This is a genomic window from Haloleucobacter albus, from assembly GCF_052492075.1.
Window position 1 is genome coordinate 1 of sequence record NZ_JBQWAS010000023.1, and the last position, 19291, is coordinate 19291.

The window sequence follows — 19291 nt, forward strand, 5'->3', positions numbered from 1 at the left end:
GTGCCCGGCCAGTAGCCGGTTTCGACGAACACAACGATGCCAGCTTCGGCAGCAATCACGGAAGCCTGGGTGTCGTTGACGCCGGTCACGGCGAGATGGGCGCTTTCCACGTTCCATTCCACGCCGGCCTGAGCCACGGCGTTGGCATAGGACAGGCCAACATCGGTCTTGTTGGTCAGCGTGGTCAGATCCTGACCCGCGGCAGAGTTCTGCGCGCCAGACGCCACAGAGGCGATGAAGTCACCCACCGGCACGGCGCCAGAGGTGAGCTGCTTGGTCCAGTAAGCAAGGCCTTCCGCGTCCGGGGCGCGGTTGAACATGTTCTGGTAGATTTCGGTGATGAACTGCTTGGTGTCGCCTTCCAGCAGGTTCGGATACTGGAGGAAGGGATAGGTCTGGAGAGCTTCGGGCTGCTCGGAGAAGCTCTGCGCGATCTGGTTGATCGTCATCTCGCCGGAGTTCAGCCGGCCGATCCAGTAGTTCAGGCCTTCCGGATCGGGAGCGCGGTCAAAGTAGCCCACATAGAGCTGGGAAATCTGTTGGGCAGAAGTAAGTGTCATCTTGAACCTCTTGATGGACTCGATGCGCATCCGGGTTCCCCGAAACAGGCGCGAATGGCGATATTCGTCGCCCCTTCGCACCGGGCTTTCGATGAAGGCCCCCGGAGGGCATCGAGACAGGTACAGCAGATACACTATGCGGCTGCGCGTATGCAATTAATAATTGTAGGTTCACAACCAATCATCTTTGGGTTGTGAACCTTTCCCCGAATTCCAGAGGCTCAAAGCTCCCAATAGGATGGGGCTATGTGTCGCACTGAATAGCCTCTGGATTTGTGGATGCCTTCGTTCCTGATTCTGAGGCACGGAGGCCGTGATGGGGGCTGGTAATTGCAGTGACGCCTTCAAGCGCGATGCTGTCGCGCAGGGCATCGGGCGAGGCTATCCGGTGCCGGATGTGGCGCCGTTATGGGCGGGAGCCAGCACTCGCTTTATGATGATTGTCGCGAAAGGCCGCTGCATCAACACTTGAAAGTTGATCTCAAGCTGGTGCAGCGCTTTCTTTGGTGAGAGCGTGCGGACTTATGGCCGTTCAGGATCTGGTGGAGGCTTGGGCCAACATACAGGGGCGCCCTTCGGCATCTGCTGTCCACAGATCAAGGCCGGTCGACGTTTCAACCGCATTCAACGTCATTGGCGCGCCATCGAAAATCGGCCGTACACTGCGAAAATCAAACAGGGCCGGAGGTGCGCCGAGGTGAAGGGCTGCAAATTCCGATAGCAATGTCGCCTGAAGCGGGCCATGGACGACAAGGCCGGGATAGCCCTCCTCCTCCATGCAATAACTGCGGTCATAATGAATACGGTGGCCATTGAAGGTGATGGCGGAGTAACGAAACAGCATCACCGGGTTTGGGTCCACTTCCGCACGGAACGTAGCGGGGCGGGGCGCTTCTGCCGGGCCTTTTCCGCCAGTTGGCGCATCCACGCCACGATAGACGATATCCTGCCGTTCCCGCACGGCGGTGCCGCGTTCCGTGCTGATGTCATGTGTCACCGTGACGAAACACAGCGTGCCGGTGCGGCCTTCTTTCACCACAACATCATCAATCCGCGAGGCGCGGGTGACAGTATCACCCACCCTCAGGGGGGACTGAAATTCCAGCCGCCCGCCGGCCCACATCCGGCGGGGAAGAGGCACAGGTGGCAGGAAGCCGCCACGCGCCGGGTGTCCATCCGGCCCCAGGGCTGAAAGCGGTGCGGTGGGCGGCGCCAGACACCAGTGCGCGGTGAGAATGGCTGCATCACCTGTCATCGGTGTGCCGGCCGGCTGGTCCAGCGTCACCCGCATCTCGCGCACGAGACGTTCCGTTACAGTATCTGTGGCGGTTTCACTGCGTCCGATCCAGCCGCGCAGATGTTCGATATCGAATTCAGGAGGCATGTCTTGCTCCTCAGAAGGATCGCGGCAGGCCCAGCACGTGCTCGGCCACATAGCTCAGGATCAGATTGGTGGAGATGGGGGCGACCTGATAAAGGCGCGTCTCGCGGAATTTGCGCTCCACATCATATTCGCAGGCGAAACCGAAGCCGCCATGAGCCTGAAGGCACATATTGGCAGCCTCCCAGGAGGCTTTGGCCGCAAGGTGTTTCGCCATATTGGCCTGTGCGCCGCAGGGCTGGTGCGCATCATAAAGGCGGCAGGCCTCATAGCGCATGAGGTTTGCGGCTTCGATCTCGATGAAGCTCTCCGCAATGGGGAACTGTACGCCCTGATTCTGGCCGATGGGCCGGCCAAACACCACGCGCTCATTGGCATAGGCCGTGGCGCGATCCACAAACCAATAGCCATCGCCAATACATTCGGCGGCAATCAGGGTGCGCTCGGCATTGAGACCGGTGAGAATGTATTTGAAGCCCTGACCTTCCTCGCCGATCAGGTTTTCTTCCGGGATTTCGAGATTGTCGAAGAAGAGTTCGTTGGTCTCATGGTTCACCATGTTGAGAATGGGGCGCACCGTCATCCCCTTGGCCATGGCTTCCTTGATATCCACGATGAAAATGGAAAGCCCCTCGGACTTCCTTTTCACCTGATCCAGCGGCGTGGTGCGCGCCAGAAGGATCATCAGGTCGGAGTGCTGGACGCGGGAGATCCACACCTTCTGGCCGTTGATGACATAGCGGTCACCCTGTTTCACGGCTGTGGTCTTGATCTTTGTGGTGTCGGTGCCGGTGGTGGGCTCGGTGACGCCCATGGATTGCAGGCGCAATTCCCCGGAGGCGATTTTGGGCAGGTAGCGTTGGCGCTGCGCTTCCGAGCCATGCCGCACAAGCGTGTTCATATTATACATCTGACCATGACAGGCACCGGAGTTTCCGCCCGCCCGGTTGATTTCCTCCATGATGACAGAGGCTTCGGTGAGCCCCAGACCGGAGCCGCCATATTCCTCCGGGATCAGCGCCGCCATCCAGCCCGCTTTGGTGAGCGCGTCTACAAATTCTTCAGGATAGGCGCGCGCCTCATCCACCTTGCGATGATATTCGGCGGGAAAATCCGCACACAACGCCCGTACGGCGTCGCGAATATCCTGAAACAGCTCGCTCCCGATGGTCTGCATGGTTTGATGTCCTCGACCTGTGTTGGTCATTGCGCCCCCTGAACCGGCGCAAATGGCGCGGATCTGGTGAGACCGGAATGCCGGGGGCGGGTGGCACGCCGGATGGCTCCTCACTCTCCTAGCATTGTGCGTGTTTATTCAGGAAAGTGATTAAAGTGATCGTGTGTATCGTGAAAAGTGCTATCCGGGAGGGGCGTCGGGAACCTGCCGGGCGGCTGCGATCCTGCTGCGCCACAGGGCCGGACCCAGCGCATGAATGGACTGCCCGGTTGCATCAACTGCAACCGTAACAGGCATGTCCTCCACGCGGAATTCATGGATCGCTTCCATGCCTAGATCCTCGAAAGCGACCACGCGCGACGCCTTGATGGCCTTCGAGACGAGATAGGCTGCCCCGCCAATGGCGATGAGATAGGCGGCCTTGTGCCGCGCAATCGCCCCGATGGCCTGTGGCCCGCGCTCGGCCTTGCCCACCATGGCGAGAAGGCCGGTGGCGGCGAGTATCTCTTCCGTGAAAGGGTCCATGCGGGTGGAGGTGGTGGGGCCGGCCGGGCCCACGGCTTCATCGCCGACAGCATCGACGGGGCCGACATAATAGATCACCCGACCTTTCAGGCTTACGGGGAGGGGGGTGCCGGCCCGCAACATCTGCACCATGCGCAGATGGGCCGCATCGCGCCCGGTAAGCATATGTCCGTTCAGAAGCAGTTTCTGCCCCGGTTGCCAATGCGCGACCTCTGCCAGGGTGAGGGTATCGAGATTGACCCGGCGGGCATGGCCTGCCACCGCATCCTGAGTGATCTGAGGCCAGACGGAAAGGTCAGGTGGCTCCAGTTGAACCGGCCCGCTGCCGTCGAGCGTGATGGTCGCGTGGCGGTTTGCGGCGCATTGAGGAATAAGCGCCACGGGCTTGGAAGCGGCATGGGTGGGGTAGGTTGCGATCTTCACATCCACCACGGTTGTGAGCCCGCCCAATCCCTGCGCGCCGATGCCGAGAGCGTTGATTTTCTCATAAAGCTCGATGCGCAGTTCCTCTTCGGGTGAGGCGGGGCCACGGCGCAGCAGTTCGCTCATATTGATGTCTTCGAGCAACGCTTCCTTGGCGAGCAGCATGGCCTTCTCGGCCGAGCCGCCAATGCCCAGCCCCACCATGCCGGGCGGGCACCAGCCCGCGCCAAGTTCGGGGAGGGTTTTCAGCACCCAGTCCACAACCGAGGCGGAGGGGTTGAGCGTGGTGAAGCGGGCCTTGTTTTCAGAACCGCCCCCCTTGGCCGCCAGCGTGATGTGCAGAGCATGGCCGGGCACCAGCTCGGTATGCACCACAGCGGGGCTGTTGTCGCGGGTGTTGCGGCGGGTGAACAGGGGGTCTTCCACCATGGAGGCGCGCAACGGATTGGATGGGTCGCCATAGGCCCGGCGCACCCCCTCATGGATGAGATCGGCGAGGGCGCATTCGGCATCTATACGCACCTGCATGCCCACCTTCACAAAGGCGATGACAAGCCCGGTATCCTGGCAAATGGGGCGATGGCCCAATGCGGCCATGCGGGAATTGATGAGGATTTGCCCGATTGCATCTTTTGCGGCGGGGGACTGTTCGCGCGCATGGGCTGCGGCGAGATGGGCGATGTAGTCCGCCGGGTGGAAGCAGGCGATATATTGCAGGGCATCGGCCACGCTGGTGACGATGTCTGCCCCGCTGATGCGCACCATGTCTGCCATGGGGCTCTCCATTGTGCGTCGCCCTTTTCCATGTTTGGCGGCGCTGTGTGCGGGGGGAGGGGGCTGCCGGTGCGCATCAGCACGAACCGGCAGCCGGGAAGCGGGATCTGCTTCGGATCACATCCCGAGCATACGCGGGAAGAACAGCGTGATTTCTGGGATGTAGGTAATGGCCGCCAGGAAGGCGAGCATGGCGAGCAGCCAGGGCATGACTGCCACGGTCAGCTCGGATATGCCCATGCGGCTGATGCCCGAGGCCACATAGAGATTGAGTCCCACTGGCGGGTGGCACAGCCCCACTTCCATGTTCACGATCATCATGATGCCGAAATGCACGGGGTCAATGCCCAGCTTCACGGCGACCGGAGTGAGGATCGGCGCCATGATGAGCACGATGGAGGAAGGCTCCATCACATTTCCGGCCAAAAGCAGCAGGATGTTCACCATGAGCAGGAAGCCGATCCATCCCAGGCCAAGATCCACCATCCACTGGGTCATGACCTGAGGAATGCCCTCATTGGTCATGAGGAAGGAGAACAGCGCTGCATTCGAGATGATATAGAGCAGCATTGCCGACATGTTGGCGCTGGAGAGCAACACCCGCGGCACATCCTTCAGGCGCATGTCCTTGTAGACGAACACGGCGATGACGAAGGCATAGACCGCGCTCACGGCGGCGGCTTCCGTTGGGGTGAAGGCACCGGAATAGATGCCGCCCATCACCAGCACGATCAGCAGCAGGCCCCAGACGCTTTCGCGGAACGCCAGCCAGCGGGTCTTGATGGAGGCGCGGGGCAGGCGCGGATAATCATTCTTCCACGCCCGGTACCAGGTGGTGACACCCAGAACTATCGCCAGAAGCAGGCCCGGCACTACGCCGGCCATGAACAGATCACCAATGGAGGCGGAGGAGACACGCTCGCCATTGGGGCCTGTCATGTTGAGCCCGGTCGTGGCGACAGCATACATTACCATCACGATGGATGGTGGGATCAACATGCCGAGCGAGCCGGATGTGGTGATGATGCCGGCGCCGAACTTGTTGGGAAACCCCTGCTGCACCATGGCCGGCAGCAGAATGGCGCCGATAGCCGCCACGGTTGCCGGGGAAGAGCCGGACACCGCTGCAAACAGGGCGCAGGCCAGCACACCGGCCAGACCGAGGCCGCCATGCCAGTGGCCGATGAGCGAGGTGGCGAAATTTATCATGCGTTTCGCCACACCGCCATGGGTGAGGAAGTTGCCAGCGAGGATGAAGAACGGGATCGCCATGATCTCGAACTTCTCGATGCCGGTGAAAAGCTTCTGGGCCACGATGTCGACGGGAATATTCGTCAATGTATAGACGAATGTCAGCACCGTCATGCCGAGTGCGATCGAAATCGGCATGCCTGTCAGAAGTAAAAGAAGAAACAGGCTAAAGATGATGAGGGCGCTCATCGGCCGTTCTCCTTCGGAAACAGATCGGAGGATTCCACGCCGGGCAGATCGTCGTCCAGGCCATCAACATGGGTGTGGTCATGAACAGGCAGCTCACCTGTCCGCCAGAAGGTCCAGGCAACTTGCAGGAAACGGAAGCACATGAGGTAGGAGCCGAAGGGAATGGCGAGATAGACGAGCCAGGAGGGGAGTTCCATCTCCGGTGTCATGTCGCCGAAGGCATAGCGGGCCATCACGAATTTCAGGCCAAAGGAGCCGACCACCGCGGTAAACAACGCGCCGCACAGCAGGCCGAACAGGATCAGCACTCCTCGCGGACGATGGCTCATCCGGTTAATCACCACATCGACACCCACATGGATGCCTGTGCGCACGCCGTAAGCTGCGCCAACCTTCGCCATCCAGACGAACAGCAGAATGCAGGCTTCCTGCGTCCATCCCAGATTAATGTGATAGACATAAGGATACAAAAAGCGCGTGCTGGCAGCATAACGCTGGCATACAGCCACGAAGATCAGCAGGGTGGCTGTTGCGATCAGCACTGAAATCAGTACTTCCTCGAAATGGTCGAGAATGTGAACGAATGCCGCGCGTACACCGTCTTCCCGAACCTTCAACGCCATGTACAGGGCGAAGCAGAGCGCGGTAATGGCGAGCATTATGTATAATTTATCCAGCGATTCATCCATCATCGCTCTCCCGGCCAGAGATGATCCATGACCATGGCGCAGCCGCAGCCATGGATTACCTCCGGCATATGTGCCGTGGTCGTATGGGCGGGAACCGGGGCGCGTGACCTGCTTGTGAGATCACGCGCGCAGGATCACTTGCCTTCGGGCTGGGTGGTGTCAGGCTGGGCCGCGTTGAGCACGGCGTCGATGGTGCCCTGACCAATGCGGCGGGACATTTCGGTATAGACAGGCTCAAGCGCCTTGCGGAAGGCTGCGGTGGCCTCCGGGGTCGGCTTCTGGATATCAATCCGGCCGGACTTCTTCATTGCCTCAAGGGCATCGTTATTGTCGCGCTGCGCGACGGAATTGGCATATTCCGTGGATTCCGCCAGGGCCTTTTCAAGCTGAACGCGGAGGTCTTCTGGCAGACCATCCCAGAACGGCTTGTTCACGATCACCGCATAGCCAATATAGCCGTGGTTGCTTTCCAATCCGTGCTTTTGCACTTCATAATGGTTCTGCGTGTAGACATTGGAGGGCGTATTCTCCGATCCATCCACGACGCCGGTCTGCATGGCCTGATAGACCTCGGAGAAGGCCATCACCTGAGGCAATGCGCCCAGCGCGCGGAACTGTGAATCCAGAACCTTGGAAGACTGAATACGCATCTTCAGGCCGTGGAAATCTTCCGGCTTGGTGATGGGGGAGTTGGCTGTCATGATTTTGAAGCCATTGTCCCAGTACGCCAGCCCCTTGATGCCCTTGGGCTCCAGCTTGGCGAACAGCTGACGGCCGACTTCACCTTCGGTGACACGGCGCAGCGCATCCTTGTTCGGAAAAATGTAGGGCAGGTCGAACACTTCAAACTCGCGCACCCCCAGTGGGCCGAACTTGGCCAGAGAGGGGGCCAGCATCTGCACGGCGCCAAGCTGGAGCGCTTCCATCTCCTCCTTGTCCTTGTAGAGCTGGGAATTGGGGAAGATTTCCACCTTGACCTGGCCGTCGGTGTATTTCTCGGCGAGTTCCTTGAACTTCTCGGCCCCACGCCCCTTTGGCGTGTCGGGTGTCGTGACATGGCTGAATTTGATGACTGTCTGCGCGAACGCAGATGGGGCGCTCAGCATGGCGGCGGTGGCGAACAGCGCGCCGAAAATCATCTTTTTCATGTTTTCCTCCCTCGTGGCTTTGTGCCTTGGTCTTGTTTTTAGGTGTCGGGCCAGAACCTGTGCCTGACTTCTGAATGGTGCAGCCCCGTCAGGAACGCGGCTTTCAGGAGGCGACTTTTGCAAACAGGAAGGGGCAGAACCAAAGACTATTTAAAGCTGGTTGCTATCACATTTCCTTATGTCCAAGGAAATGGATCATGACAGCCTCACGACATCAGCCCGGAGGTTCGGCAATGAACCGGGATGATGCGCGTGGCTGGATGGGGGAGGCGGTTTTGGAGGCCGTCTGGCACCCGCCTGGCACCGGCTTGGACCCCCCCCAGGGGCGTGTCATGATTTCCGGCTGTATTCTTCTTCCGGGTTCACAAGCGTGGCGGGCCATGCGCCTTCCTGAACCAGCCGAATCAAGGTGATATAGGCAAGTTCTTCGATCGCGCGCACGGCATTGGAGAGGGGGCGGTCGCACGGTCGCACCAGATGCAGGTCGCGCGAGAGGACGGGCTGGCCCAACGGCCATTGCCGCAGCCTGCCTTCCTGAACTTCCGCCTGCACGGCGGCTACAGGCAGGATGGAATAGCCCAGCCCCCCTTCGACCAGCATCTTGATCTGCCCATAGGTGTCGATATCAATTACGGTGCTGAGATGGGCGGATTCAGCCTGGGCCTGTTCGGTAATCAGGGCGCGCAGGCCATGGCCGGGGCTGGGCAGGATCAGTGTGAGATGAGACACGGTGGTAAAGGAGACCGGGCCGGGCGGGGGCTCATCCGTGCCCAGCAGGTCGCCGGCAGGCCGTGCCGGGCCGACAAGGGCCAGTGTCTCTGACAAAACACGCCTGGCTTCCAGATTGCGGTCACTGACGGTGCGGTACAAAACACCAAGGTCGATTTTACCTTCGCGCAGCCAGTCCAGAACGAAGCCGCTCATGGCCTCCGCCACCCGCAGCTTGATCTTGGGATAACGCCGCCGTGCCTCGCTGATGAGCGGAACGCAGAGCATTTGGCTGACAGTGCCGGGAAGACCGAAGCGCACTTCACCTTCGGGCTCGTTCTGTCCGCCTTTGACAGCTTCGCGGGCCACTTCCATCTGGTTGAGGATCAGCCGGGCATGGCGCTCCAGAGTTTCTCCGGCCTCTGTCGCGCGCACCCCCTGTGGGGAGCGAAACAGAAGCTCCACGCCGAGATCCATCTCCATATTGCGGACATGCTGGCTCAGGGCCGGCTGTGCCACATGCAGCACCTGGGCAGCACGGGAGAATGACCCGACCTCGACGATGGTGACGAAATAACGAAGCTGGCGCAGATCCATGGTGTTTCCTTGGCTGCCTCTTGGCGGGCAGAAGAAAGCACTATAGGCGCAAGCTTGTTGCAGAGCAAAATAATATGGAGAGCTGAAAACCCCGTGTGAACACGGGGCACGCGTGGCAGGGCCCTTGGAGGAAAACCTTCAGGAAGGCCGGGTCAGCAGATGGGCGCGGTGTGGTTGCGGCAGGGCGATGCCACCTTCCACTATTGTGGCGTATCGGGCGACGAGATCTGTAACCTTGTCTTTTTCGCGCACTGCACTCTCTGCTCGGGCCGGATCCACTTGCACCACCCGTGCAAGGAAGGCGTCTGAGTCTGCAAAGCGGCGGACATCATCATATTCGCCTATATTCAGCACACGCACTTCGCCTTCTGCGGCCGCCTCGGCCAGCGCGATCTGAGCTGCGGCGCGGATGTCCGTCTCATCTTCAACCGGCTGCATGCACAGGAAGAAGGGGCCTTCAGCCAGAGGTTCAATGATGAGAACCGGGCCGCGGCTGACGCGCGCACATTCGCGCAAGGCGGCGCGCATCAGGTCCAGCGGGACATGGTGGAAGGAGTTCAGCAGCACCACGGCATCAAAACTGTTATCGGTGAATGGTACCGCCTCGGAGCCCGCCTGCTCGAAGCGGGACTGTGGCAGGCGCGCGCGGGCAGTGGCGATGGCCTCGGCCTGCGGATCAATGCCGGTGACGTGCGCACCGCGTTTTGTAAGGGCGGCCGCAAGTGCGCCATTGCCGCAGCCTGCATCCAGAATCTGGCGACCCTCCAGTGGACCAAGCCAGCGCTGAAGAACGTCCATTGTGGCTGTTTCCGGCCGAGGCAGACGGCCGGGCGGGCGTGTGAGTTCAGCTTGTGCGGCGGGGGCTGCATCAACGCTCATGAGATGCTCCTTCAGGCCGCTGTTTCCGGCCGGGTTGCTGGCGGAGCGGCGAATTCCGCACGCACTTGCTCTGTATTCGCGCCCAGAGCCGGCACGGGGCCGAATTCCGGCAGGGTCTTGTTCACCAGTGCTCCGGGTGCAAGGCAACGAACCGGGCCGGTGGGTGTTTCCACTTCCACATAGCGGTTTTGGGGATGGTGCGCGACATCTTCCATGGTGCTGACACGGCCATATGCCACACGGGCCTTTTCAAGGCGCTCCACCATCTCCTCACGGGGGGCCGCAGAGAAGACCTGCACGATGATGTCATCCAGCGCAGGGCGGTTGGTCACACGCAGGCTGTTATTCTCAAATCGTGGATCTGCCGCCAGTTCCGCATCTCCCAGCACATCCGCGCAGAAGATGGCCCATTCCCGCTCATTCTGAATGGAGAACAGCACGGCCTTGCCATCGCCACAGGCATAGGCACCGTAAGGTGCAATGGTTGGGTGTTTGAGGCCCGCCCGCTCCGGCACCTTGCCGCCATAGGCATATTGCAGGTAGGGCACGTTCATCCAGTCTGCCAGGGAATGGTAGAGCGAGATGGCGAGATGGCGGCCCTCACCTGTGCGTTCACGAGCATAAAGGGCCTGTAGCACAGCCTGCAAAGCCGTCATGCCGGCTGCGATATCACAGACTGAAACACCGACCCGCGCAGAGCCATGTTCATTGCCCGTAATGGAGGAGAGCCCGCTTTCCGCCTGCACGAGAAGGTCATAGGCCTTCAGCTGACGATAAGGCCCTTCATCTCCATAGCCGGAAATGGAACAGGTAATCAGGCGAGGGTTGTTCTGGCGCAGCTTCTCCGGGGCAAAGCCGAGCCGGTCTATGGCGCCGGGGGCGAGGTTCTGAATGAACACATCGGCCTGTTCCAGCAGGCGATGAAGCAGAGCGGCATCTTCCGGGGTCTTCAGATCAAGGCAGATGGATTGTTTGCCCCGGTTCAGCCACACGAAATAGGCGCTTTCGCCATGGACCAGAGTGTCATAGCCGCGCGCAAAATCACCTTCCGGTCGCTCGACCTTGATGACGCGCGCGCCTGCGTCTGCAAGCCGGCCGGAGACATAGGGGGCCGCCACTGCCTGTTCGACGGAAATGACAAGCACGCCTTCGAGATCACGTTGCATCGCGTCATTGTCCTGTATCGCTGCGGTCTGGGAGCTTTTGAGCATTTGAGAGAGGATTGCCTTGCGCGCAGCAGATTTCAAATAGGAGTGTGGCCTAGCTGTCATAATGAAAAACGATATAGCCCCTCCCATCGGGGCCATAGCCCGTGGCTATGAGGGCGAGCGCAATTCCCTATTTTGCGCGGCGTCAGCCGGAAGGCACTGTGGCGGACAGTCTCTTCACTGTGCATCCGCATTTTTGCCAAAGGCTTCCGCATGTCCGCCGTGCCCGCTTCTTCTGTTCTTTCTGCGCAACAATGCGTGCGAGATGGGCGCTTGGTGGCCCTTTTTGTTCCCGGCACGCGGCCGGAGCGCTTCGGCAAGGCGCTCGCGACCGGAGCGGATGTGGTCATCATTGATCTGGAGGATGCCGTCGCATTGGCCGAGAAGGAGAGTGCGCGGGAGGCGATCTCTGCTGCATTTCCGGCCGCAGGGCGCATTCTTTTGCGGATCAATGGTCATGGCACGCGCTGGCACGAGGAAGATGTACGCCTTGCGGCCCGTTTGCCCCTGGCCGGGGTGATGCTGCCCAAGGCGGAAAGCGCCGCGGGTATGGCGAGGCTGAATGACGCCCTGGGTGGACGGATGCCGCTGGTGGCGCTGATTGAAAGCGCTCTGGGCCTGGCGCATGCGCGCGAGATTGCATCTGCGCCGGGCGTGGTGCGCCTTGGCTTCGGCTCCATTGATTTCGCGGCGGATCTGGGATGCGCCCACACCCGTGATGCCCTGCTTCTGGCGCGCAGCGAACTCGTGCTGGCCGCGCGCCTTGCCGGATTGGCCGGCCCCATAGATGGTGTGACAGCGGATGTAGGCAAGATGGATCTGGCCCGCTCCGATACGCTCCATGCCGTGGAACTGGGGTTTGCGGGAAAACTCTGCATCCATCCCCGCCAGGTCGAGACCGTTCAGGCGGCCTTTGCGCCTTCGGAAGAGGAGATCGCCTGGGCCCGCCGCATTGTCTCCAGTTTGGAAGCGGGCGGTGCCGTCGTTCAGGTTGATGGCGCCATGGTGGACGCCCCTGTGCGCTTGCGGGCTGAGCGCATTCTTGCGCGCGCCGATGGTTCGGGGGGCGAGGCTTTGTCACAGATGTGATGGGCTGAATGAGGGATGATCCAGACGTTATTGCCGGGACAAGACCATCTGGTGTGGCGTAGGCTACGGATCATTCGCAGGGCCGCCCTTCAGTGTAATGTGGACAGAAGAGCTTGGATCGCATGCGATGCTCCCCTGTTTCGTCGCGGTTCACCCATTGCGATGGGCGCAATAGGAAGAGATTTGTTTCATGTCGGCTTATGATGCAGAAAAAGGCGAATCCAAACCTGTAGGAGCACTGCATGGCGTCCGGGTTCTGGATATCGCAACCTTTATCGCCGCTCCTTTTTGCGGCACAATTCTTGCGGATTTCGGGGCCGAGGTCATAAAGATCGAACATCCCGAGACAGGCGATGCGCTTCGTCATTTCGGCACAGCGACAGAGTGTGGGGATTCTCTTGTCTGGCTGAGTGAATCCCGCAACAAGAAAACAATGTCGATTGATCTGCGCAAAGTGGAGGGGGCCGCCCTGTTCCGCGCGCTGGTCGCAAAATCTGATGTTGTTCTTGAGAATTTTCGTCCGGGCACGCTGGAAAAATGGGGTCTTGGCTACGAAGACCTTCGGAAAATCAACCCGAATATTGTCATGCTGCGGGTCAGTGCCTATGGGCAGACGGGTCCGAAAAGCCATGAACCCGGCTTTGCCCGGATCGCTCATGCATTCGGTGGCCTGTCCTATCTGGCGGGAGAGGCCGGCCGGCCGCCGGTGATCCCCGGCTCGACATCCCTTGCAGATTACCTTTCAGGCATGTGGGGGGCGATTGGCGTGCTGCTGGCGCTGCGTGCGCGTGATCGGCTGGGCCATGGTCAATATATTGATATCGGGCTTTATGAATCCGTTTTTCGCGTGCTCGATGAAATTGCTCCAGCCTATGCGAAATTTGGCATTGTGCGGGAGCGTATGGGTGCGGACACCGTCAATGTCTGCCCCCACAGCCACTATCAGACGCAGTCCGGTGAATGGGTCGCCATCGCCTGCACGAGCGACAAGATGTGGCAACGCATGGCAAATGCACTGGGCAAGCCCGAGCTGGCGGAGACACTGCCAACCGCAGAGATTCGCGTTGCTCACCGCGATGAGGTGAATGCGCTGGTGGCGAACTGGATCGGCAGCCTGACATTCGCCGAGGTGATGGAGGAAACTGCGCGCTTCGAGGTTCCTTGCGGACCTATCTACTCGATCGCCGATATCTTCCGGGATGCGCAGTATGCAGCGCGGGAAAATCTGGAGAAGTTGGATGATCCCCGCGCGGGGGAACTGGTGCTGCCCAGCGCCATGCCACGTTTGTCTGAAACACCTGCCATCCTTCGTCATGCGGGCCGGGAGCGGAATGCGGATACGGATGACATTCTGGGCGAGGTGCTCGGTCTTACGGAACAAGAAATCGACGCATTGCGGAGCGGGGGCGTGATCTGACAGCCTGGCCATGCCAGGCCGAGGCGCGTTGGAGGGGGATGTAGTATCCGGCTAATACCTCTGGCCACGTCTGCCGACCTACCCTTCCCGGACCGTCAGCAGGGAGGATGCGCGATGGCAAAAATTCTGATGATGACCGGGGATTTCACCGAAGATTACGAAACCATGGTTCCGTTCCAGACATTGCAGGCCTGTGGCCACAGTGTTGATGCGGTTTGCCCCGGCAAGAAGGCGGGAGAGACCGTCAAGACCGCGATCCATGATTTCGAGGGTGACCAGACCTATACGGAAAAGCCCGGCCACAATTTCGCGCTGAATGCCGATTTCGACATGGTGAATGTTGCGGATTATGATGCGCTGGTCGTTCCCGGCGGGCGGGCGCCTGAATATCTGCGGATGAACCCGGAGGTTCTTGCGCGGGTTCGTCATTTCTTCGAGGCCAACAAGCCTGTCGCGGCAATCTGTCATGGAGCGCAGCTTCTGGCAGCCGCCGGCGTGCTGAAGGGGCGCACCTGTTCAGCTTATCCGGCCTGCGCCTATGAGGTCACGGCCTCGGGTGGCACCTTCGCCGATATTGCGGTGACAGATGCCGTAAGCGATGGCAATCTGGTCACGGCCCCTGCCTGGCCGGCCCATCCGGCATGGCTCAGGCAGTTCATGGCGCTTCTCTGATCTGACCGGGAAGGAAGCCCCGCAATGTGCGAACTCTTCATCAAGGCTGCGCCCGACCAATGGCAAAGCCGCACACATAGTTTGCGTATTGATGGGGTTGCGACTTCCATTCGGATTGAGAACCATTTCTGGGAAACATTGACTGAAATCGGCCTGCGCGATGGCATGACTGTCGCGCAGCTCATCACCCGGCTTTGGCATGAGGCGATGGATGCCGATCATGATCTCGGCAATTTCACGTCATTTCTGCGCGTATGTTGCGCACGCTATCATGCCTTGATCGCGGCCGGGGAGATCTCGGCAGATCTGAATGAGCCGATCACCCGCCATTCCGCACAAGATATCCTGATGCGAGAGAGCGGCCGGCGCAGCTTGCGCATGAACTGAACGCACCTCGGTTTTCATACCGGCCTCCTGCTGCGGCAAGAGGCCGGCCCCGCAATTTCCGGGGCCGGGTGAGGCTATGCCGCCGGCGCCATGCGGCCCGAGAACAGTTCCGCCACATAACGGCTGTTGGGGCTGTGGGCGCAGAAGGTGAGAATGCCGATCAGGATCGGCACGCCGATAAAGGCACCGGCGATGCCCCACAGAAAGCCGAAGAAAAATACCGAAAACAGCACCAGAAAGGGCGAGACAGAGAGCGTCGCCCCGGCAATGCGCGGTTCAATATAGCTGCCGGAAAGAAACTGGATGATGTTGAGGCTGACAAAGACGAACAGCGCCATTTCCCACGAGCCCAGTTGCACCAGCGCGAACAGGGTGGGCAGCAGTGTGGCCACGAAGGGGCCGATAAAGGGAATATAGTTCAGCGCAAAGGCCAGCGCACCCCAGGCCAGCGCCAGTTCCAGCCCGGCTGTGAGGGTGAAAATCCACACGATGAAGCCGGTGCCGACGCTCATCAGCGTGCGCACCAACATGTATTTTTGCAGCTTGCGCGCCAGATCGCCCGTGGCTGACAGTAGAAAACGGCCCAGCTCCGCCCGCGGTCCGCCGCTGTCACGCAGGCGACGCAACTGGCTGGCGACGATTTCCACCTCCAGCAATCCCAGAAGTACGTAGACAAAGGTGAAGACAAGGAAGCTCGCCAGCCCCTGAAGCCGGGCGGAAAGATCCTGAAACAGCCGCAGCATCCAGCGCACATCGACATGATCGGTGATGAGCGAGGCCAGCACGAAGCCGTGCCCTTCCAGCCATTCCCCGGCCTGATCGTACAGGGTCTGAAAGAGGGCGGCATTGGCGAACACCCATTGGCCCACGCGCCCCAGCCCCCAGATGATGACGGATGTGACACCCCCCACCACAAACAGGGCGATGACAACCGTGATTAGCGTGGCCAGCATGGCAGGCATCCGGGCCTGCAAGGTGCGTTGCAAAGGCCAGACGATGGCAATGGTGAACAGGCCAAACACCATGGGTGCAAGCAGCGTGCGCGCCAGAAACAAAGCCGCACATATGGCGACCGCAGCCACCAGCCCAACAAGCACTTTCATGATGTTTCTCCAGCCATCCCCCGTTTCGCTTACAGGAAAGCGGTCGGCGGGGGCAGGGGGCGGCATGGTGTTAAGGCTGGAGAAAGGCCGTTTTCATGCCATTTTGGCCATGTGTTGCGTGTTTGCGCCAATGAGCCCATGCGTGCTGCCACAGGCCATGGGCAGATGGGCTCTGGCTATTGGTTACCATATTCTGAATGGCAGGCTTGGTGTCATTCAATGTGGACGCAAAGTGCCCTAGTAAAGAGGGTGGGATTCCGGCAACCGGTATTGGGCGGATGAAAATGTCGCATTGTTCTTCGGCAGGTGGCTTCCGCCAGGTGCTGCAAAGTGGTTTCAGCCGGATGGCCGGTTTTCTCTCCGGCTTTGCATTGCGGAGGGGCGCGGTGCGCCGACCCAGCCAGCGGTTGCAGATAGGTGCTGCCCCTGTCCTGCTCGTGGTCAGCGCCTCGGGCCTTGCGCTCAGCGCCTGCGCCACACCACAGGGCGTGCTGCTGCCAGTGGCAGTGGAGCCGGCCCCGTCGTCCGGTTCGCTGGTGGACATGCTGGCCGCCACCACCCGCGCGCCCAGCGATGAGCCGGGCGAGGTGTTCTCTGGAGAACGGGGCAGCCAGCTTTCTCTCACCAATATTGTGGTGTCGGTGCCACCCAACCGGCCTGTCGGGTCCATTCAGTGGCCCCGACAGATACCGCCGGACCCCAGCCGGGAATTCGCCGTGACTCAGGTGGACCCGCTGACCCGCGCGGGGGCCACGCGCTGGTTCAAGAGCCTGCCAAAGAACAAGCGCAAGGTGCTTGTGTTTGTGCATGGCTTCAACACGCGCTTTGATGCAGCTGTGTTCCGCTTTGCCCAGTTTGTGCATGATACCGATACCAATCTGGTGCCGGTGCTGTTCTCCTGGCCCTCTCGCGGGCAGATGAGCGGTTATATCTATGATCGCGAAAGCACCAATTTCTCACGGTCGGATCTGGCGCAGGTTCTCTTTGAGGCTGCCTCCAGCAACAAGGTGGATGAGGTGGTGGTGCTGGCCCATTCCATGGGGGCATGGCTGACCATGGAGGCGCTGCGGGATCTGGCCTTGAGCAAGGGGCGGGTGCCGGCCAAGATTTCCAATGTCATCCTCGCCTCGCCGGATCTGGACATTGATGTCTTCGAGCGGCAGATGGCCGAACTTGGGCCGAAACGGCCGGATGTCACCATTTTTGTGGATCGTAATGACAGGGCGCTGAGCCTGTCGCGCCTGCTGGCCGGGCAGGTTTCCCGCGTGGGGGCGGTGGATCTGTCGAAGCCGGGCTATGCCGCGCGGCTGGAGCAAGGCGATGGGATTGTCGTTCTGGATCTGACAGCCCTGCGCGGTGGTGATGCGCTGAACCACACCAAATTCGCGACCACGCCGGAAATGGTGCAGCTCATGGGTACGCGGCTTGTGGCCGGGCAGGTCATCAATGATGAGAGCACTGTGGGCATTGGCCCGGCGGGGCAGGCTGTGGGCGCGGTCGGCAATGTGGTCGGCACGGTCGCGACATTGCCGATTCAGGTGTTCACGGGTGGGCGGGTGAATTAGTCCGCCAATGCCAGGATGAGGATACAAAAGGCCGCCTGCAACGCATGCAGGCGGCCTTTTTGATGGGTCTTGGGCGCCAGCTCATTGCATCATGAAGGCGATGACAAGTGCGTTCACCAGATCAATGAAGAAGGCCGAGATCAGCGGCAGAATGATGAAGGCCAGCGGCGCGGGCCCGTGGCGCCGGGTGACGGCTGTCATATTGGCGATAGCGGTGGGGGTGGCGCCAAGACCAATGCCGGTGAAGCCCGCCGAGAGCACGGCAGCCTGATAGTTTCGCCCCATGGCCGGAAACACCACAAAGAAGATGAAGCCCACCGTCACGACCGTTTGCATGATGAGCACCGCCAGAAGCGAGAAGCCCAGCCCATCCAGCGCCCACAGTTTCATGGCCATGAGAGACATGGGCAGGAAGATGTTCAGGGATAATTCGGAGATGAGCGCCAGTTCCGGCGTGCGTGCTGGCCATTCCAGCTTGGGCAGAATGTGCGGCACGATGTTTGTAAAGACGATGGCCACCAGCAGGCAGATGACGAAGAGGGGCAGGTTCACGCCCATTTCCTCAATCATTTCATCCAGCGCATAGCCAATGGCGATGACGATGTTGAGCACCAGAAGAGAGGTGAGGAATTTGCGGTAGGAAATCTGCGCCTTGCTGGATTCCTCCTCTTCTTCCGAGAGGCCCACTATGGGGTCTTGCTCCTTGTCATTGTGGAGATTGTAGCGCCGGATCAGCACTCCGGCGATGGGCCCGCCCAGCACGCTGGCCAGCACCAGCCCCAGCGTGGCGCTGGCAATGCCGATCTCCATGGCATTGGTGATGTGGTAGCGCTCGGAGATGATGGGGGCCCAGGCAATGGTGGTGCCATGCCCGCCCACAAGGGAGATGGAGCCCAGAAGCGGTGCAACGCCATCCGGCAGCCCCATGAGGGCGGAACCGCCCAGAGCCACCACATTCTGCACCACCAGAAACACCACCGTGATGATAAGCAGAAACACCAGGGGGCGTCCGCCGGTGGCGAGATCCGAGAATTTGGCGTTGAGGCCGATGCCGGTAAAAAAATACAGCAGCAGCATATCCCGCGCCGCAAGATCGAAGTGTATCTCAATATCAAAGGCAATATAGATGGTCAGCGTAACCAGGGCCGCCAATATGCCCCCGGTCACGGCCTCTGGAATATTCCAGCTTCGCAGCGGGGCGATGGCGGAATTGAGCGCGCCACCCACAAAGAAAATCATGATGGCGAGGGTGAAGGTGATAAGGCCTGAAAGTTCCAGAGTGTCCGGCATAATCCCCCTCGCTATACTGTCCGGGCCAGCCTTCTGCTTGATGCGGAAAGTGCGCGGTCTTCACGGGCTGTGACAGGATACTTCACGCCGCCGGGGGCATGAATGAAGCTGGCAGGGAGGGCGTCAGCCCGCGCCCCCCATCCGAAACGGAAACATGACGTCTGGATACAGGGTCAAGTTCTGTGTGCGAAGCATAGCGGCATTTGAGCTTCAGGTCGCAAGACTTGAGGTGCTGTTCGGCCTGAATTACGCGCAACTC

17 protein-coding genes are annotated in these 19291 nt (G+C 60.3%); 5 read left to right on the forward strand and 12 right to left on the reverse strand.

The window, feature by feature from the left end; all coding sequences use genetic code 11:
• The 10 genes from ACT6QH_RS06660 to ACT6QH_RS06705 all read right to left on the reverse strand — a co-directional run.
• Positions 1 to 560: DUF4214 domain-containing protein (locus ACT6QH_RS06660; protein WP_444974034.1), on the reverse strand; the 560-nt coding region annotated here is incomplete at its 3' end.
• Positions 561 to 1092: 532 nt separating this feature from the next.
• The gene (locus ACT6QH_RS06665) at positions 1093 to 1944 is read right to left on the reverse strand and encodes an HTD2 family dehydratase (RefSeq protein WP_444974035.1); all 852 of its coding nucleotides are present in this window, start codon (positions 1942 to 1944) and stop codon (positions 1093 to 1095) included.
• A 10-nt stretch (positions 1945 to 1954) separates the two neighbouring features.
• Complete coding sequence (locus ACT6QH_RS06670) at positions 1955 to 3118, reverse strand: acyl-CoA dehydrogenase family protein (RefSeq protein WP_444974036.1); 1164 nt, start codon at positions 3116 to 3118, stop codon at positions 1955 to 1957.
• A gap of 180 nt (positions 3119 to 3298) precedes the next feature.
• Entirely contained in the window at positions 3299 to 4840 is a 1542-nt protein-coding gene (locus tag ACT6QH_RS06675) for a fumarate hydratase (RefSeq protein WP_444974037.1), read from the reverse strand.
• A 117-nt stretch (positions 4841 to 4957) separates the two neighbouring features.
• Positions 4958 to 6280 carry a TRAP transporter large permease gene (locus tag ACT6QH_RS06680; RefSeq protein WP_444974038.1) on the reverse strand — a complete coding sequence of 441 codons (1323 nt, stop codon included), beginning with the start codon at positions 6278 to 6280 and terminating at the stop codon, positions 4958 to 4960.
• The gene (locus tag ACT6QH_RS06685; protein ID WP_444974163.1) at positions 6277 to 6903 is read right to left on the reverse strand and encodes a TRAP transporter small permease; all 627 of its coding nucleotides are present in this window, start codon (positions 6901 to 6903) and stop codon (positions 6277 to 6279) included. The genes ACT6QH_RS06680 and ACT6QH_RS06685 overlap by 4 nt, the downstream gene beginning before the upstream one ends.
• A gap of 200 nt (positions 6904 to 7103) precedes the next feature.
• Positions 7104 to 8117 (reverse strand): TRAP transporter substrate-binding protein, encoded by a 1014-nt coding sequence (locus tag ACT6QH_RS06690; protein ID WP_444974039.1) that lies wholly within the window; start codon positions 8115 to 8117, stop codon positions 7104 to 7106.
• Between the two features lie 330 nt (positions 8118 to 8447).
• Complete coding sequence (locus ACT6QH_RS06695) at positions 8448 to 9422, reverse strand: LysR family transcriptional regulator (RefSeq protein ID WP_444974040.1); 975 nt, start codon at positions 9420 to 9422, stop codon at positions 8448 to 8450.
• A gap of 138 nt (positions 9423 to 9560) precedes the next feature.
• Positions 9561 to 10301, reverse strand: a complete 741-nt coding sequence (locus ACT6QH_RS06700) for a class I SAM-dependent methyltransferase (RefSeq protein ID WP_444974041.1) — start codon at positions 10299 to 10301, stop codon at positions 9561 to 9563.
• Positions 10302 to 10312: 11 nt separating this feature from the next.
• Positions 10313 to 11467 (reverse strand): CaiB/BaiF CoA transferase family protein, encoded by a 1155-nt coding sequence (locus ACT6QH_RS06705; protein ID WP_444974042.1) that lies wholly within the window; start codon positions 11465 to 11467, stop codon positions 10313 to 10315.
• 318 nt (positions 11468 to 11785) lie between these two features.
• On the opposite strand from ACT6QH_RS06705, the gene ACT6QH_RS06710 reads away from it, so the two are divergent.
• From ACT6QH_RS06710 to ACT6QH_RS06725, 4 genes are all read left to right on the forward strand, one after another.
• Entirely contained in the window at positions 11786 to 12598 is an 813-nt protein-coding gene (locus ACT6QH_RS06710; RefSeq protein WP_444974043.1) for an HpcH/HpaI aldolase/citrate lyase family protein, read from the forward strand.
• A gap of 190 nt (positions 12599 to 12788) precedes the next feature.
• A complete protein-coding gene (locus tag ACT6QH_RS06715) occupies positions 12789 to 14015 on the forward strand; it encodes a CaiB/BaiF CoA transferase family protein (RefSeq protein WP_444974044.1) in 1227 nt (408 codons plus the stop codon).
• A gap of 114 nt (positions 14016 to 14129) precedes the next feature.
• Positions 14130 to 14687 carry a DJ-1/PfpI family protein gene (locus ACT6QH_RS06720; RefSeq protein WP_444974045.1) on the forward strand — a complete coding sequence of 186 codons (558 nt, stop codon included), beginning with the start codon at positions 14130 to 14132 and terminating at the stop codon, positions 14685 to 14687.
• Positions 14688 to 14711: 24 nt separating this feature from the next.
• Complete coding sequence (locus ACT6QH_RS06725) at positions 14712 to 15074, forward strand: ribbon-helix-helix domain-containing protein (RefSeq protein ID WP_444974046.1); 363 nt, start codon at positions 14712 to 14714, stop codon at positions 15072 to 15074.
• Between the two features lie 74 nt (positions 15075 to 15148).
• On the opposite strand, the gene ACT6QH_RS06730 is transcribed toward ACT6QH_RS06725, so the two are convergent.
• Entirely contained in the window at positions 15149 to 16177 is a 1029-nt protein-coding gene (locus tag ACT6QH_RS06730; protein ID WP_444974047.1) for an AI-2E family transporter, read from the reverse strand.
• A gap of 284 nt (positions 16178 to 16461) precedes the next feature.
• Between ACT6QH_RS06730 and ACT6QH_RS06735 the strand changes: the two genes are divergently transcribed.
• A complete protein-coding gene (locus ACT6QH_RS06735) occupies positions 16462 to 17742 on the forward strand; it encodes an alpha/beta hydrolase (RefSeq protein WP_444974048.1) in 1281 nt (426 codons plus the stop codon).
• Between the two features lie 81 nt (positions 17743 to 17823).
• On the opposite strand, the gene gltS is transcribed toward ACT6QH_RS06735, so the two are convergent.
• On the reverse strand, positions 17824 to 19032 hold the full coding sequence (gltS, locus tag ACT6QH_RS06740; RefSeq protein ID WP_444974049.1) for a sodium/glutamate symporter: 1209 nt from the start codon (positions 19030 to 19032) through the stop codon (positions 17824 to 17826).
• Positions 19033 to 19291 lie beyond the last annotated feature (259 nt).

Coding starts and splice junctions, on each gene's coding strand:
- ACT6QH_RS06665 (WP_444974035.1), bottom strand. CDS start 1,944: ATGCCTCCTGAATTCGATATCGAACATCTGCGCGGCTGGATCGGACGC.
- ACT6QH_RS06670 (WP_444974036.1), bottom strand. CDS start 3,118: ATGCAGACCATCGGGAGCGAGCTGTTTCAGGATATTCGCGACGCCGTA.
- ACT6QH_RS06675 (WP_444974037.1), bottom strand. CDS start 4,840: ATGGCAGACATGGTGCGCATCAGCGGGGCAGACATCGTCACCAGCGTG.
- ACT6QH_RS06680 (WP_444974038.1), bottom strand. CDS start 6,280: ATGAGCGCCCTCATCATCTTTAGCCTGTTTCTTCTTTTACTTCTGACA.
- ACT6QH_RS06685 (WP_444974163.1), bottom strand. CDS start 6,903: ATGGCGTTGAAGGTTCGGGAAGACGGTGTACGCGCGGCATTCGTTCAC.
- ACT6QH_RS06690 (WP_444974039.1), bottom strand. CDS start 8,117: ATGAAAAAGATGATTTTCGGCGCGCTGTTCGCCACCGCCGCCATGCTG.
- ACT6QH_RS06695 (WP_444974040.1), bottom strand. CDS start 9,422: ATGGATCTGCGCCAGCTTCGTTATTTCGTCACCATCGTCGAGGTCGGG.
- ACT6QH_RS06700 (WP_444974041.1), bottom strand. CDS start 10,301: ATGAGCGTTGATGCAGCCCCCGCCGCACAAGCTGAACTCACACGCCCG.
- ACT6QH_RS06705 (WP_444974042.1), bottom strand. CDS start 11,467: ATGCAACGTGATCTCGAAGGCGTGCTTGTCATTTCCGTCGAACAGGCA.
- ACT6QH_RS06715 (WP_444974044.1), top strand. CDS start 12,789: ATGTCGGCTTATGATGCAGAAAAAGGCGAATCCAAACCTGTAGGAGCA.
- ACT6QH_RS06720 (WP_444974045.1), top strand. CDS start 14,130: ATGGCAAAAATTCTGATGATGACCGGGGATTTCACCGAAGATTACGAA.
- ACT6QH_RS06725 (WP_444974046.1), top strand. CDS start 14,712: ATGTGCGAACTCTTCATCAAGGCTGCGCCCGACCAATGGCAAAGCCGC.
- ACT6QH_RS06730 (WP_444974047.1), bottom strand. CDS start 16,177: ATGAAAGTGCTTGTTGGGCTGGTGGCTGCGGTCGCCATATGTGCGGCT.
- ACT6QH_RS06735 (WP_444974048.1), top strand. CDS start 16,462: ATGTCGCATTGTTCTTCGGCAGGTGGCTTCCGCCAGGTGCTGCAAAGT.
- gltS (WP_444974049.1), bottom strand. CDS start 19,032: ATGCCGGACACTCTGGAACTTTCAGGCCTTATCACCTTCACCCTCGCC.